Annotated in this window: 15 protein-coding genes; 9 read left to right on the top strand and 6 right to left on the bottom strand. The window is 59.6% G+C overall.

Going from position 1 to position 15507, the window contains the following annotated elements; genetic code table 11:
- Positions 1–88 precede the first annotated feature (88 nt).
- From ACR0AG_RS15245 to lpdA, 7 genes are all read left to right on the top strand, one after another.
- A complete protein-coding gene (locus ACR0AG_RS15245; RefSeq protein ID WP_480840387.1) occupies positions 89–586 on the top strand; it encodes a DUF805 domain-containing protein in 498 nt (165 codons plus the stop codon).
- The gene (locus tag ACR0AG_RS15240) at positions 583–1125 is read left to right on the top strand and encodes a DUF805 domain-containing protein (protein WP_480840385.1); all 543 of its coding nucleotides are present in this window, start codon (positions 583–585) and stop codon (positions 1123–1125) included. Before ACR0AG_RS15245 ends, ACR0AG_RS15240 begins: the two co-directional genes overlap by 4 nt.
- A complete protein-coding gene (locus ACR0AG_RS15235; protein ID WP_480840383.1) occupies positions 1122–4079 on the top strand; it encodes a 2-oxoglutarate dehydrogenase E1 component in 2958 nt (985 codons plus the stop codon). Before ACR0AG_RS15240 ends, ACR0AG_RS15235 begins: the two co-directional genes overlap by 4 nt.
- A gap of 3 nt (positions 4080–4082) precedes the next feature.
- On the top strand, positions 4083–5597 hold the full coding sequence (odhB, locus tag ACR0AG_RS15230; protein ID WP_480840381.1) for a 2-oxoglutarate dehydrogenase complex dihydrolipoyllysine-residue succinyltransferase: 1515 nt from the start codon (positions 4083–4085) through the stop codon (positions 5595–5597).
- 2 nt (positions 5598–5599) lie between these two features.
- Entirely contained in the window at positions 5600–5872 is a 273-nt protein-coding gene (locus tag ACR0AG_RS15225) for a hypothetical protein (RefSeq protein WP_480840379.1), read from the top strand.
- A gap of 132 nt (positions 5873–6004) precedes the next feature.
- Entirely contained in the window at positions 6005–6397 is a 393-nt protein-coding gene (locus ACR0AG_RS15220; RefSeq protein ID WP_480840377.1) for an MAPEG family protein, read from the top strand.
- Positions 6398–6454: 57 nt separating this feature from the next.
- Entirely contained in the window at positions 6455–7843 is a 1389-nt protein-coding gene (gene lpdA / locus ACR0AG_RS15215) for a dihydrolipoyl dehydrogenase (RefSeq protein WP_480840375.1), read from the top strand.
- Between the two features lie 18 nt (positions 7844–7861).
- Here lpdA and ACR0AG_RS15210 read toward each other — a convergent pair whose 3' ends face one another.
- Positions 7862–8440 carry a TetR/AcrR family transcriptional regulator gene (locus tag ACR0AG_RS15210; RefSeq protein ID WP_480840373.1) on the bottom strand — a complete coding sequence of 193 codons (579 nt, stop codon included), beginning with the start codon at positions 8438–8440 and terminating at the stop codon, positions 7862–7864.
- A 101-nt stretch (positions 8441–8541) separates the two neighbouring features.
- Here ACR0AG_RS15210 and ACR0AG_RS15205 point away from each other — a divergent pair, with 101 nt between their 5' ends.
- Positions 8542–9135: an NAD(P)H-dependent oxidoreductase gene (locus tag ACR0AG_RS15205; protein WP_480840371.1), complete on the top strand. Its 594-nt coding sequence runs from the start codon at positions 8542–8544 to the stop codon at positions 9133–9135.
- 21 nt (positions 9136–9156) lie between these two features.
- Here the strand turns inward: ACR0AG_RS15205 and ACR0AG_RS15200 are convergent, their stop codons facing one another.
- From ACR0AG_RS15200 to ACR0AG_RS15185, 4 genes are read right to left on the bottom strand one after another with little or no spacing between them, the layout of a single operon-like run.
- The gene (locus ACR0AG_RS15200) at positions 9157–9762 is read right to left on the bottom strand and encodes a pyridoxamine 5'-phosphate oxidase family protein (RefSeq protein ID WP_480840369.1); all 606 of its coding nucleotides are present in this window, start codon (positions 9760–9762) and stop codon (positions 9157–9159) included.
- The gene (locus tag ACR0AG_RS15195) at positions 9749–10489 is read right to left on the bottom strand and encodes a lysophospholipid acyltransferase family protein (protein WP_480840367.1); all 741 of its coding nucleotides are present in this window, start codon (positions 10487–10489) and stop codon (positions 9749–9751) included. Before ACR0AG_RS15195 ends, ACR0AG_RS15200 begins: the two co-directional genes overlap by 14 nt.
- A complete protein-coding gene (locus tag ACR0AG_RS15190) occupies positions 10489–11388 on the bottom strand; it encodes a cell division protein FtsX (RefSeq protein ID WP_480840365.1) in 900 nt (299 codons plus the stop codon). The genes ACR0AG_RS15195 and ACR0AG_RS15190 overlap by 1 nt, the downstream gene beginning before the upstream one ends.
- A complete protein-coding gene (locus tag ACR0AG_RS15185; RefSeq protein ID WP_480840582.1) occupies positions 11385–12062 on the bottom strand; it encodes a cell division ATP-binding protein FtsE in 678 nt (225 codons plus the stop codon). Before ACR0AG_RS15185 ends, ACR0AG_RS15190 begins: the two co-directional genes overlap by 4 nt.
- A gap of 182 nt (positions 12063–12244) precedes the next feature.
- Here ACR0AG_RS15185 and ACR0AG_RS15180 point away from each other — a divergent pair, with 182 nt between their 5' ends.
- Positions 12245–12940 carry a zinc-ribbon domain-containing protein gene (locus ACR0AG_RS15180; RefSeq protein WP_480840363.1) on the top strand — a complete coding sequence of 232 codons (696 nt, stop codon included), beginning with the start codon at positions 12245–12247 and terminating at the stop codon, positions 12938–12940.
- Between the two features lie 18 nt (positions 12941–12958).
- Here ACR0AG_RS15180 and ACR0AG_RS15175 read toward each other — a convergent pair whose 3' ends face one another.
- The gene (locus ACR0AG_RS15175; protein ID WP_480840580.1) at positions 12959–15439 is read right to left on the bottom strand and encodes a TIGR02302 family protein; all 2481 of its coding nucleotides are present in this window, start codon (positions 15437–15439) and stop codon (positions 12959–12961) included.
- Positions 15440–15507: the final 68 nt, after the last annotated feature.

Raw genomic sequence — 15507 nt, 5'->3', positions numbered from 1 at the left:
GCGCCCGACCCTGGGTGGGTGCTGCAAGCGCCCTCCCGGGGGGAGGGTCGAGTGCTGCCCGGCGTTATCGCCGGGCGGGTGGATGTTAATGGGACCAAAGCAAGCCATATCGACCGGCTTCCGTAAAGCTTTTGTCTTTTCAGGCAGAGCTTCGCGCGCTGAGTTTTGGTGGTTCGCACCTGTTGCTTCAATTCTACCTTTTTCAGTAGCACTTCATCTTGATTGGCGCGTTTCCCTAAGCTGGGGAATTGGACAGCTATTTGTTGTGATGATGGCCTCACTGCCTTTGCTTTCGGCGATGAGCCGACGACTTCAGGATACTGGTGAAGACGGTTATCAGGCCATTTTTCCTTTCATGCCTATCTTTCTCTTCTGGCTCGGATATCAGTTGTTTCTTGGTTTCAGCTTGCTTATTGGCGGGCCAATTCTTTGGTTCATTCTGGCTTTTCTAACTCTTTTTCCAGCATTCGTAGCGTCGCTAGTGGGGAGTGCATTGGTTACCTCCAATATTATTGGAATGATGCTCGTCACGTCCGACACAGGGGAAAACAGGTTTGGAGTTCCGAGCGGAGCCTTGCCATCATGACCTTCTCCGACGCTATTCGCACCTGTTTCTCCAAGTTCTTCACCTTCTCGGGTCGTGCTTCGCGGCCCGAATACTGGTTCTTTTTCCTGTTCATTGTGATCTGGAGCATTCTCGCGGGGATAATCGATGCCCGGTTTTTTACGCAGGTTGTGACAACCGAAACGGACACCACGAAATCGATCGCGGCCACTTCCTCGCAACCGGTGCAAAGCATCGTCAGCCTGATCGTCTTCTTCCCGCATCTGGCCGTCGCGTGGCGGCGGATGCATGATACCGGGCGCAGTGGGCTCTATGCCCTATTGCCGATTCTGCTGATCCTCGGGGCATTCGCAGTGCTGATCTTTGGCATCGGCATCGCCTCAAGTTTCCAGCACGGCGGCAATCTGGATATCCTGTTCACCCGCGCCACGCTTCTCATCGTCATTCCGACACTCATCGTTCTGTTTGTGTCGCCCCTTCTGGTGCTCTGGTGGCTGACCCGCCCCAGCCAGCCAGGCCCCAACCAATACGGTCCCAACCCATATGAGGTAGCCCAATGACCGAACACAGCCCCAACGACCAGTTTCACGCCTCAAGCTTTATGCAGGGGCATAACGCTGAATATCTTGAGCAGCTTTATGCCCAGTACACCCGCAACCCCGGTGCGATGGATGCCGCGTGGGTTGAGTTCTTCAAGGCCATGGGCGACGCCACGCCTGATGTTCAGCGCGAGGCCGAGGGGCCTTCGTGGGCGCGATCTGACTGGCCCCCGATGCCAACGGACGACCTAACTGGCGCGCTGACCGGGGAGTGGGCCGAGATTGATGCCAAGGCAGCGGGCAAGAAGATCCAGGACAAGGCGGCGGACAAGGGTATTCAGGTCAGCGAAGACCAGATCAAACGCGCAGTGCTGGATAGCCTTCGGGCCCTTATGCTAATTCGGGCCTATCGCATCCGGGGCCATCTGGCCGCCAATCTGGACCCGCTGGGCATGCGCGCGGCCAGCACGCATCCCGAATTGGATCCCAAGACCTATGGCTTCACCGATGCCGATATGGATCGACCGATCTTTATCGACAACGTGCTGGGCCTGCAGATGGCCAGCATGCGCCAGATCGTCGAGATCGTGAAGCGCACCTATTGCGGCACGTTCGCACTGCAATACATGCATATCTCGAACCCGGAAGAGGCCGCGTGGCTAAAGGAACGGATCGAAGGCTATGGCAAGGAAATCGCCTTTACCAAGGAAGGCCGCAAGGCGATCCTGAACAAGATGGTCGAGGCCGAGGGGTTCGAGAAATTCCTGCATGTCAAATACATGGGCACCAAGCGGTTTGGCTTGGATGGGGGTGAGGCGCTCATCCCCGCGATGGAGCAGATCATCAAGCGCGGCGGCGCGTTGGGTGTCAGCGATATCGTCATTGGCATGCCGCACCGGGGCCGTCTGAACATTCTGGCCAACGTGATGCGCAAGCCTTATCGCGCGATCTTCAACGAGTTCCAGGGCGGCAGCTTCAAGCCCGAAGATGTGGATGGGTCGGGTGATGTGAAATACCACCTTGGGGCCTCCAGTGACCGCGAGTTTGATGGCAACAGCGTGCACCTGTCGCTGACGGCAAACCCGTCGCACCTTGAGGCGGTGAACCCGGTGGTTCTGGGCAAGGTGCGGGCCAAGCAGGATCAGTTGAAAGACGCCGACCGCACCAAGGTCATGGGCATCCTGCTGCATGGCGACGCAGCCTTTGCCGGTCAGGGTGTGGTGGCCGAAGGGTTCGGCCTGTCTGGCCTGCGCGGGCACAAGACCGGCGGCACGATGCATATCGTGGTGAACAATCAGATCGGCTTTACCACCGCTCCGCATTTCAGCCGCTCCAGCCCCTATCCCACCGATATCGCGCTGATGGTCGAGGCCCCGATTTTCCACGTCAATGGCGACGACCCCGAGGCGGTGGTCCACGCCGCCAAGGTGGCGACCGAGTTCCGCCAGAAGTTCCACAAGGACGTGGTCATCGACATTATCTGCTATCGCCGGTTCGGTCACAACGAGGGCGACGAGCCCATGTTCACCAACCCGATCATGTACAAGAAGATCAAGACGCATAAGACCACGCTGTCGCTCTACACCGAGCGTCTGGTCAAAGACGGCCTGATCCCCGAAGGCGAGATCGAGGATATGAAGGCCGCTTTTCAGGCGCATCTGAACAACGAGTTTGACGCCGGAAAGGACTATAAACCAAACAAGGCCGACTGGCTGGATGGGCGCTGGTCTCATCTGGACAAGAACAAGGACGAATATGTCCGAGGCGACACGGCGATCAAACCCGAAACCTTCGCCGAGATCGGCAACGCGTTGACCCATGCGCCAGATGACATCGCCGTTCATAAAACGGTGGCGCGTTTGTTGGACCATAAGAAGAGAATGTTCGACAGCGGCGAAGGGTTTGACTGGGCCACGGGCGAAGCGCTTGCCTTTGGCTCGCTCCTGACCGAGGGCTATCCGGTGCGGCTGTCTGGTCAGGACGCCACCCGCGGCACGTTCAGCCAGCGCCATTCCGGCTTTGTGCATCAAGAAACCGAAGAACGGTACTACCCGCTGAACAATATCCGCGCGGGTCAGTCGCATTACGAAGTGATCGATTCGATGCTGTCGGAATATGCCGTGCTTGGGTTCGAATATGGCTATTCACTGGCGGAACCAAATGCGCTGACCCTGTGGGAGGCTCAATTTGGCGACTTTGCCAACGGCGCGCAGATCATGTTCGACCAGTTCATCAGCTCGGGCGAAAGCAAATGGTTGCGTATGTCCGGCCTCGTCTGCTTGCTGCCGCACGGGTTCGAAGGTCAAGGGCCCGAACACTCGTCAGCACGCCTGGAGCGGTTCCTGCAAATGTGCGGGCAAGACAACTGGATCGTGGCGAATTGTACGACGCCCGCGAACTACTTCCACATCCTGCGCCGTCAGCTGCACCGCACCTTCCGCAAGCCCTTGATCCTGGTAACGCCCAAATCGCTGCTGCGTCACAAGCTGGCCGTCAGCACAGCGGATCAGTTCACCACGGGCTCCAGCTTCCACCGGGTTCTGTGGGATGACGCCCAACACGGCAATTCCGACACCAAGCTGGTCGCCGATGACAAGATCAAACGCGTCGTCCTGTGTTCGGGCAAGGTTTACTATGACCTGCTGGAAGAGCGTGACGCGCGCGGTATCGATGACGTCTACCTGCTGCGGATCGAACAGTATTATCCCTTCCCGGCGCATTCGCTGATCAACGAGCTGGATCGTTTCAAACAAGCCGAGATGATCTGGTGTCAGGAAGAACCCAAAAACCAAGGGGCCTGGTCCTTTATCGAGCCGAATATCGAATGGGTCCTGTCCCGCATCAAAGCCGACCATAAACGCCCGCGCTATGTCGGTCGCGCAACCTCTGCCTCGCCCGCGACGGGTCTGGCAAGCCAACACAAAGCCCAACAAGAGGCGCTCGTGAACGAAGCGCTGAGCATCGAAGGAAAATAAGCGATGACGATTGAAGTTCGTGTACCTACGCTTGGCGAATCCGTGACCGAAGCCACCGTTGCGACCTGGTTCAAAAAACCCGGTGACGCGGTAGCGGTGGATGAAATGCTCTGCGAGTTGGAGACAGACAAGGTGACGGTCGAAGTGCCCTCACCTTCCGCCGGAGTGATGGGCGAGATTGTCGCCGCCGAAGGCGAAACCGTGGGCGTCAATGCCTTGCTGGCGACGATCACCGCCGGCGAAGGTGCAGCCCCCGCCCCGGCGGCGGCCCCTGCCCCCGCAGCAGCCCCGGCTGCTGCGTCCGGCAGCGTTGACGTCATGGTGCCCACCCTGGGCGAATCTGTTACCGAAGCCACGGTATCGACCTGGTTCAAAAAGGTCGGCGACAACGTTGCGCAGGATGAAATGCTGTGCGAGCTGGAAACCGACAAGGTCTCGGTTGAGGTTCCCGCCCCCGCAGCCGGTGTCTTGTCTGAAATCGTGGCGCCCGAGGGCGCAACCGTCGACGCATCCGCCAAACTGGCCGTAATCTCCGGTGCCGCTGCCGGTGCTGCAACGGCAGCCGCACCCGCGGCACCTGCAAGCGGAGGCGACTCGGTCGGTGGCAAGGACGTCGCCAATGCGCCCTCTGCCGAAAAGGCCATGGCCGAGGCTGGCTTGTCTGCGGATCAGGTCACCGGAACAGGCCGCGATGGGCGCATCATGAAAGAAGATGTGGCCAAAGCCGTCGCAACCGCAGCAGCCCCAGCACCAGCTGCGGCCCCCGCGCCATCCCCAGCCGCTCAGGCACCGCGCGCGCCGGTTGCGGCCGAGGACGCATCGCGTGAAGAACGCGTGCGCATGACTCGCCTGCGCCAGACCATCGCCAAGCGCCTGAAAGACGCGCAGAACACCGCCGCGATCCTGACCACCTACAACGAGGTGGACATGACCGAGGTGATGGCCCTGCGCAACGAATACAAAGAGCTGTTTCAGAAGAAACACGGCGTAAAACTGGGCTTCATGTCCTTCTTCACCAAGGCCTCCTGCCACGCGCTGAAAGAAGTGCCCGAGGTGAATGCCGAGATCGATGGCACCGACATCGTCTACAAGAACTTCGTCCATATGGGCGTGGCCGCCGGTACGCCGCAGGGTCTAGTGGTTCCGGTCATCCGGGATGCGGATTCGATGTCTTTTGCAGCCATCGAAAAGGCCATTGCCGAAAAGGGCAAAAGGGCCCGCGACGGCAAACTGTCCATGGCCGAGATGCAGGGCGGCACCTTCACCATCTCGAACGGCGGTGTCTATGGCTCGCTGATGTCCTCGCCGATCCTGAACCCGCCGCAATCGGGTATTCTGGGCATGCACAAGATCCAGGACCGCCCGATGGCCATCAATGGTGAGATCAAGATCCGTCCGATGATGTATCTGGCGCTGTCCTATGACCACCGGATCGTGGACGGCAAGGGCGCGGTGACCTTCCTTGTGCGTGTAAAAGAGGCGCTGGAAGATCCGCGCCGTCTGCTGATGGATCTGTAATCATGGCGACGCATGTACTCTGGCAGGCCGACGTGGCCGATTTCAACGCCTGGCTGAAAGTGTTCCGCGAAGACCGCAAGATGCGAGAGGCCTCGGGCATACGCGATCTGCATGTCTGGAAGGACCCCGAACAGCGCGACCATGCGGTTGCAATGTTCGAGGTTGCAGACCTGGAACGGGCGCGCAAGTTCTTCGATTCAGAAGAGCTTGCGATGCACCACGAACGTGGCGGCGTGGCCCATATTCAGGTCAAGCTACTGGAAGAAGCGGTCTGACCTGACCATAGATTTGTGTGCAGGGTCACCCCTGTACACGCCACAGCAATTGCGCGTGAAGCCCGCCTGCCCTTGAGCCTTCCAAGTGATAGTCCCGACATCAGGACACTCATCTAAAAAGGATATGTGAACATGTCTTCGGAACTCTCAATTCTTGCCCTGTATGGCCTGCTGGTCGTGGTGATCATCCTGCTGAACGTGCTGTCTGCCATGTCACAGGTTGGTTTGATGACACTTGGCGGCGCACGGGACGACATGCCCCCGCTGACCGGGGTTGCCGCCCGGATCGAGCGCACGTTGAACAACTCGGTCGTGGCAATGGCCCTGTTTGCCCCGGCAGTGCTGATCCTATCTGTCAGCGACGGCTTTACCGCCGGGACCCTGCTGGCGACGCAGATCTTTCTGATCGCGCGCATTGCATTTGTTCCCATTTACGCTTTTGCCATCCCGGTCCCGTTCCTGCGCACGCTTGTCTGGCTGGCAGGATTTCTTGCAACCGTTTATCTATACCTTATGGCCTTGTAAGGCCGAACTGCCGCGCCCTTTTGCTGGGCGCGGTCACGACACATCAAGGAGTGCCCAATGTCCAGCTATGACGTCATCGTAATCGGAGCAGGCCCCGGCGGCTATGTCTGCGCCATCCGCTGTGCCCAGCTGGGGCTGAAAACCGCTGTGGTCGAAGGGCGCGAGACATTGGGCGGCACTTGTCTGAACGTAGGCTGCATTCCGTCCAAGGCGTTGCTGCATGCCAGCCATCAGCTGCATGAGGCCGAACATAACTTTGCCAAGATGGGCCTCAAGGGCAAAAGTCCCTCGGTCGATTGGAAACAGATGCAGTCCTATAAGGACGAAGTGATCGACGGCAACACCAAGGGCATCGAGTTCTTGTTCAAGAAGAACAAGATCGACTGGCTGAAAGGTTGGGGCTCGATCCCTGCAGCCGGTCAGGTCAAGGTGGGGGATGAGGTTCATGAGACCAAGAACATCATCATCGCCTCGGGGTCCGAACCCTCTGCACTGCCGGGGGTCGAGGTTGATGAAAAGGTTGTCGTCACCTCAACCGGTGCGCTGTCGCTTGGCAAGATCCCCAAGAAGATGGTGGTGATCGGTGCCGGTGTGATCGGGTTGGAATTGGGCTCGGTCTACAGCCGCCTTGGGGCCGAGGTGACCGTGATCGAATTCCTCAAGGAAATCACGCCCGGCATGGACCCCGAGGTGCAGAAGACGTTTCAACGTATCCTAAAGAAACAGGGCCTGAAGTTTGTCATGGGGGCGGCGGTCCAAAAGACCGAGGCCACCAAAACCAAGGCCAAGGTCACCTATAAACTGCTCAAGGATGACAGCGAGCATGTGATTGATGCCGACACGGTGCTGGTCGCCACCGGGCGCAAACCATTCTCGGACGGGCTGGGGCTGGATGCGCTTGGCGTTGAAATGACGCCACGCGGCCAGATCAAAGTGGGCACGGATTGGCAGACCAATGTGCCCGGCATCTACGCGATCGGCGACGTGACCGAAGGCCCGATGCTCGCGCATAAGGCCGAAGACGAAGGCATGGCCGCTGCCGAGCAGGTTGCAGGCAAGCATGGCCATGTGAACTATGGCGTCATTCCGGGCGTGATCTACACCTGGCCCGAAGTGGCCAACGTGGGTGAGACCGAAGCCACGCTCAAAGAACAGGGTCGCGCCTATAAGGTCGGCAAGTTCATGTTCATGGGCAATGGCCGCGCCAAAGCCAATTTCGCGGCGGACGGGTTCGTCAAGATCCTGGCGGATAAGGACACCGACCGCATTCTGGGTGCCCATATCATTGGCCCCGCCGCAGGCGACCTGATCCACGAGGTGTGCGTCGCGATGGAATTTGGTGCCTCAGCCGAAGATCTGGCCCTGACCTGCCACGCCCACCCGACCTATTCCGAGGCGGTGCGCGAGGCGGCTTTGGCCTGTGGGGACGGACCGATCCACAGCTGATCCTGAGGACCTCGGCGATCACGTCGCTGGGGTCAACCACGCGTTCAGATAGATTTTGAGCCTGTCATCAAAGCTTTGCGATTCGTGCAATGCGCAGAAATTCAGCGACATGGCCTGAATCGCAAAGGCCATTACGCCTTCGGCAAGCAGGTCAGCCGAAACATCTCTGCGCATCTTGGCCGTTTCAAGCCAACGGGTCACCACCCGTGTATATCTTTCGAAACAATGCGCAATCGGGCCGATCTCGGCAATCGCCGTCGCGCCGGAATAGCGCAAAAGCAAATCGAATACATAACGCTCTGACATCATGAAGCCATGGACCGGTTCCAGCGCTACGATGATTTCAGGCACCGTTTGAGGAACTGGCCCCGCCTCGGCCTGATCAAAACAGGCTGCCAGCTTTTCTCCGATCAGAATCTCCATCAGGGCGTCTTTGTCTTTGAAATGCGCAAAGAACGTGCCTTTGGCGACACCGGCGGCAAGCACCACCTCTTCGACGCGCAGGGCTTCGTACCCGTTTCGATCAACAAGATCGGCCGAGACTTCCAACAGTCGCGCGCGGGTTTTCAGCGTTCTTTTCTGAATTGGTTTTTGCATAGGGCTTCGTCGCATAGTTTTTGACCGTGGTCAAATTTTATATTGACCGTGGTCATTTTTGATTCTATTAAACTGACCGTGGTCATTTTTGGAGAAGTCATATGCAACGCAAAAACATCCTGATCCTCGACGGACACCCGGCTGAAAGCAGCCTGTCCCGCACTTTTGCCCAAACCTATGCCGATGCAGCCCGCGCCAACGGGCACAGCATTCGGATGGTGCATCTCAGCGAGTTGCAGTTTGATCTGGATTTCGGTCAGGGCAATTACCACGATTTCAAACCGCTGGAGCCCGCGCTTGAGAAGGTTCTGGAGGATTTCGAATGGAGCGACCATCTGGTGCTGACGACACCCATGTGGTGGGGCGGATTGCCGGCCAAGCTCAAAGGATTGATTGACCGGATGTTTATCCCCGGGCGTACGTTCGACACGCGCAACACGACAAAGATCGGCCTTCCAGCGCCGATGCTGACCGGTCGCACCGCTCGGGTGATCCTGACATCGGATACGCCAGGATGGTTCATGCGGTTGATCTATCGCCAGGCTCTGATCCGTCAAGTTCGGGATCAGATTCTGGGCTTTGTCGGCTTCAAGCCCACCCGGTTCACCTATTTCGCCGGGGCCAGCTATCCCAAACCGGGCAGTGTTGAGCGGTGGGTGTCACAGGTCGCCAGGATCGGAGCGGCTGCCGCCTGATGATCCGACGACAAAGCTTGCCTACCACATCGTGCGGGCGGCGCGTGCACCCCATTCCTGATCATATTGCGCGCCGCCTTCTTCGCCTGCCGTCATCTCGGCCAGAATCTCTCCAACGCTTGGCAAACCGGCGCTTTCATCCCCGCTGGTCCATGTTCCGGCACGGATCAACGCGCGGGCGCATTGCGAATAAATCTCGGCGATTTTGATGACGATCACGGTGGCTGGTATCTTTCCCTGCCGCACAAACCGATTGCGCACAGCCTCGTCTGCCGTCAGTCGCGCCGATCCGTTGACGCGGACGACGTTGTTCGAGCCCGGCACCATGAACATCAACGCCACGCGCGGGTCACGCACAATGTTGCGCAGGCTGTCCAGCCGGTTGTTGCCACGCCAGTCCGGCAGCGCCAATGTGCCCGCGTCCAGCTCAACCACAACCGGGCCATCATCCCCACGCGGGCTGCCATCCACCCCCTCGGGGCCAACCGTGCTGAGCACGCACAACCGCGAGGCCATGATCCATTGGCGGTACAAGGGCGTCAGGCGCCGGGCCACCTTGCGCAATGAGGCAGAGCCGGGCGTACCGTACAGCGCTTCAAGCGTGGCGATGTCGTCAATGAAGTCCATGTGGGTCAAATCCTGCTTCCTGCATCAGGGCGTCGGATCGCGTTTCAATCACGGTCTCCAACCGCTCCAGAAACGATGCGCGTTCCACGCCCGGTTCGATCGGGTCAAGAAAATCGACAATCGCGAGGCCCGGCTTGCGCATCACCCCGGTGCGTGGCCAGAAAAGGCCCGCATTGGTTGCGACGGGCACGCAAGGAAAGCCCAACCCGTCATAGAGGATCGCCGTCCCAACCTTATAGGGCTTCTTCACACCCGGTGCGACCCGGGTGCCCTGCGGATAGATCACCAGTTGGCCGGGTTCGCTGAACTCTTTGGCAACATCCTTGACCATCTTGGCCACCGCCGCGCCCTTTTTGCCCCGATTGACCGGAATACACCCCAACCGCCGCGCATACATGCCGATGATCGGGGTCCACAGCAGCTCGCGCTTCATGATGAACTTGCCATGCGGAACTGCGTTGAAGATCATGATGATGTCCAAAAAAGACTGGTGCTTGGCGCCAACAACCACTTCGCCCGAAGGAACAGCCCCGCGCACTTCGCAACGAATGCCGACCATCCAACTGGCCAGCCACATCGTTGACCGGGCATAGGTTTTGCACGCCCGCAACGCCCCGCGTTTGGCGAACATGGCATAGGGGGCAAAGACGATGCCCAGCACCAGCATCCATGCATAGATGGTGATCATGAACACCAGCGACCGAACCCATTGCAGTGCCGTGAGCATCACGAAAGCTCCTTGAGTTTGCGCCGGGCAGCCGACCATGTTGCCAGAAAGGCCACTGCGGCGCCTAGAACGGGGATCAGCACAGGCAGCAACCAGCCAATGCCCTGAAAGCCCAATCCTGTCAGGAAACCGCCTTCGTCCGAAGCCTCGGGCAGCAAAAGAACGCCGGACATGCCAAGCAGGGTGCCGACAGCGGCACCAAACAACGCGCGATAGGTGAACCGGCGCACGAAAGCGCCTGCAATGAACCGGTCGCGGGCCCCAACCTGACGCAGGACTTCGATGATTTGTGCGTTGGCTGCGAGGGACGCGTTGGCCGCCAGCGTGATCATCGCTGCGGTGGCCCCACCGATCAGCAGGATAGATACCCAACCCAGCCGCCGCAGCGAACGGGCCGCATCCACCAAAGGCTCACGCCATCGTGAATGATCGTCCAGCACGGCACCGGGCACCTCAGCGCCCAGACGCAGGCGCAGGCCGGTGGTATCCAATCCGGGCTCCCCTTCGGTGATTTCGATCAACTGCGGTACGGGCAAGGTATCCAATGGCAAATCGGGCCCGAACCAGGGCGCAAGCAGCGCGGCTTGTTCTTCCGTAGACAGGGCCCGCGCGGTCGCCACGCCCGGCGTCTGTTGCAGGACGTTCAGCGCGGCCTCGGTCTGGGCCTGTCGCTGATCGGCCGGTGCATTGATCCGTATCGTCGCGGCCCCGGCCAATTCCGAACTCCACCGATCAGCCAAACGCCCCGACGCCAAGGACAGGGCCAAAGCAAACACCGCCAAAAAGGCCATAGCACCTGAAACGAACAGGGTCAGTTGCGCTGTAAACCCTGTGGGCGGTACAACGCGATCTGCGCGGGTATCCCGGCGCAGAAGGCTGCGGATCGTATCTCCGATCATAGATCCGCCCCCGCGTGTTGCAGCCGCCGTTGCGAGATTCTCAGGACACGGGCCTGTACCTGGCTTTTGGCAGCACGGATCAGGCTAAGGTCATGCGTAGCGATCAGGACGGTTTTGCCCATACGGTTAAGCTCGATCAACAGGCGCAGCAGGCGTTGCGACATTTCCCAATCCACGTTGCCTGTGGGCTCATCGGCCAGAACGATATCGGGGGACAGGATGACCGCGCGCGCAAGGGCGGCACGCTGGCGTTCTCCACCGGACAATTCGGGTGGCAGAGCCTCAAGCCGCGCGCCAAGGCCAACCCAGCTGAGCAGTTCGGTCAGATTGTCCTGTTCGGCATTTGCGGCACGCCCGGACACCATCAGAGGCAAAGCCACGTTTTCAGCCAGGGTCATGTGATCCAGAAACCTGCAATCCTGATGCACAAAGCCGATCCGCCGTCGCAGCATCGCCATCTGGTCACGGTCCAGCCGTGCAATATCCTCGCCCAGCGCGGTCAGATGCCCCGAAGTGGGCAGCAACGCGCCATAACATAGCTTGAGCAACGTGGTTTTGCCTGACCCGGACGGGCCGGTCAAAAAGTGAAACGATCCCGGCTGCAATTGCAGCGAAACATCGCTGAGCAATTCGCCCCCACCATAGCTGTAGCTGACATTCTCCAGCTCAATCACACCTGCCCCCATTTGTTCTTCGGTTTTCTTGCCCGACGAGGGCCAAGGATTCAATGCCTGTGGCGGGTCCAATTGGCTACACTTGACCCATGAATCCGAAAACACGCTTTGCTGTTGGGTCTTAACCGAATATGATCCCAAAAAAAATTCATTATCGGGCCTCAACAAGGCCAGGAGGCAGAATGCGACTTACGTGTCCGAATTGCAGCGCACAGTACGAAGTCCCCGACGACGTCATCCCGGCAAGTGGACGTGATGTGCAGTGCTCGAATTGCGAACACACCTGGTTCCAGCCCAAAGGCACAATTGCCGAGGCCCCGGCCCAGGAAAAAGTGGCGCCGCCCAAGGCTGAGCCGTCTGAACCCGCCACATCCAGCACAAGCGCTGCGGACAAGCCCGCTGATACCGGCAATGTGGATCCGGCCGTGGCAGATATCCTCAAGGAAGAAGCCGCGCGCGAGGCCGACCTGCGCGCGAAAGAGGGCAGCAGCCTTGAAAGCCAGCCTGACTTTGCCCTGGATACCCCTCAGGATCGTGGCACAAAAACGAAAGAGCCGGTTGCCACCGCGACCGCCTCGGCGACCGGTGGCAGCAACAGCCTGCCGGACGTGGATGCCATCAATTCGGGCCTCAAGGCCAGCGTGAGCAAGGACGACATAGTCGAACCCGTTCAAGCCCCCCGCAAATCCGGTGGTTTCCTGCGCGGCTTTGGCCTGATTGTCATACTGGGCGTCATTCTGCTGTTGATCTACGGGAATGCGAACCAGATCAGCGAAGCGGTTCCGCAAGCTGAACCTGCCCTGCAGTCTTACGTATCACTGATCGATCAGGCCCGTATCTGGCTTGAGGCTCAGACCAGCGGCGCGGCAGAAAATTAAGCCGCGCCTTTCAGGGCATCAGAACCGTTCCAACAGACGTCTGAGGTAATCCAGCTCGATCTGGGGCCGGTCGGTATCACCCGTCCGACGGCGGATTTCGTCCAGCAACTCGCGCGCCCGGCGATAGACATCCTCGCCTTGCAACAGGTTGTCATCGGTCGAGATCGATCCGGCAGCCCCGGCACTGCGCCCCAAAGGATCGCGGTTGTTGGCCTGCATGTCGCCTTCTTGTGTACCCTGACCCGGCTGGCTTTGCTGGTTTTCGGCCATCGCCTCACCCAACGAACGCATGCCTTCACGCAGGGCTTCCATCGCCTCAGACTGGCGGTCAATGGCTTCGGCCAGATCGTCACCCCTCAGCGCCTCTTCGGCGTCATCCATCGCGCGACCTGCGCGATCCAGCGCTTCACGAGCGGCTTCGCCTTCGGGCGTGCCCGTGCCAGGCAATCCTTGCTGTTGACGACCAAGCTCATCCCTCAGCGCCTGCTGACGATCCGCCAATGACCCCTGACCCTGCTGGCCTTCGCCTGCTGGATCATCACCTTGTCCCTGACCACCCTGGCCTTCGTGGCTCTGACCACGGCCCTGACCACCCGAGCGCCCTTCGTTACCCTGATTTTCACCCGCCTGGGCACCGGGGTTGAATTGTTCCTGCAGGTCGCGGAACGCCTGATCGCTGAGACCCTGTTGTTCACGCAGCGTTTCGGCCAATCCTTCCATGGCCTGTTGCCCTTCGGACTGGCCGCCCTGACCTTGCCCTTGGGTGACGCGCATGTTCTCCATCATCTGCTGGAATTCTTCCAGCGCCTGTTGCGCCTCGGCCATCCGGCCCTGCTCCATCAGTTCCTGAATGCGATCCATCATGCGTTGCAGGTCGTCCTGCGTCATCTGCATGCTTTCGCCCGACGGACCCTGCTGACCGTTTTCGCTGTCACCTTCCTGAGCCAGACGCTGCAATTGACGCATATAGTCCTGCGTCGCTTCGCGCAGTTCTTGCATCAGTTCCGCAATCTCTTCGTCCGACGCACCGTTTTGCATTGCTTCGGTCAACCGCTCTTGCGCGCGGCGCATCCGTTCCAACGCGTCCGCAAGTGTGCCGTCTTCGATTATCACGGCCAGCTCCCAAAGGGCTTGCGCCAACTCTTCCTGCTGCGCAGGCTTCAACCCGTATTTGTCGAAGGTTTCCAGCCTGCGCAGGATCACGCGCAGACGCAGATAGGCCGTGTCCGACCGGAACAGATCCTCAGGCTTGTACGACACCGCCCGCAGCATCTGCGAGACACGTTTGGCATTCGTGCGCGACCAAAGAAGATCACGACGTTGTTCGATGATCGCAGCGGCCAAAGGGTCAAAGAACCGACGGGCCGGCAGTTCGGTTTGATACGCTGCGGAAGAGGATTCCTGATCTGACGCATCCCGCGCCATCAACGTGATCCTCACGGGCAGATGCGCCCAGGGATGCTGCGAGAAATCTTCGATCAGGTCCTCGGTAAAGTCGGTCCTGTCGCCGGTGATCGGCATCGGCAATTCGATGGTGATCGTTTCCCGTGGCTCGGGATCTGCCGCCAGCCCATAGACTCGATCGACCGAGGGCAAATCCAATTCTATCCGGGCCGAGCCCGAAACAATCCCATAATCATCTGACGCGGAAAATGGCAGTTTCATCTGCCCGCCCACCTCGGATGTCGCCACACTGGCCACGGAAATCTCGGGCGCCTGATCTGCCAGGATCTGCAATGCCCAGTCGCGGCCGCTCGGGCCGTCGATGCGCAACTGGCCAGAGCGCTGCGCGACAAAATCCTGTTCCGGCGCGGTCGCCGCCTCTGCGCCGGTGGCAGAGGTGGTTTCGGTCAGGCTATGGCCGCCGACCTCTCCATAAAATCGCAAAGTGATGCGGCTGCCTTGCGGTATCGACAGTTCGGGCCCGGATTGATCAGCCAGGTACAACGTCGGCAAGCCAGTATAGCGCGGCGGTTCGACCCAACCCTCCCAGCTTGGCCCTTGCGCCGCCACGGCCGAGCCCGGCGTCATCTCGGCAACCGAGCCGATGCGCCAGAACGATCCAAACAGAGCCGCAACCACAAGCGCCAACAAGGCCGCAAATCGCAGCGCATAAGGATCGCGCGCCGCCAATTGCGGATCAGGTTTGACCACCTTGGCCTGCGCCGCCCGTTGCCGCATACGGTCCTGATGCGCCGCCCACAATGCAACCGAATCCGCGTCGGTCGCGCCAATGGCCTGATCGTCCAGCAGGGCCTGAATTGGCCGGCCCGGTAATGTTTCATCCAACCGGATCAGCGCATCCGCACGGGTGGGGATTTGGAATCGGCGAAAGCCAACCACTGCCGACCCAATGAGCGCCAACACTCCCAGGCCCCCGGTCGCCCAAACAATCTCGACACGGACCAGATCCTGCAGACCCAGCATCAAAGCGGCCAAAAGGGCCATCAGAATCGAGAAAAACGGCCAAAAAGCGCGCAAAACCCGTTCGGCCAGCATCCCGGCATGGGTCAGCCACAAGGACAGCTTGGGAATTGGCAGGTTTGGTTGTTCGCGCAAAGCGGGCC

Source organism: Ruegeria sp. H6 (assembly GCF_056532975.1).
Note: the sequence above shows the minus strand (reverse complement) of the source record. Positions and strands in the feature narration are given on the sequence as shown.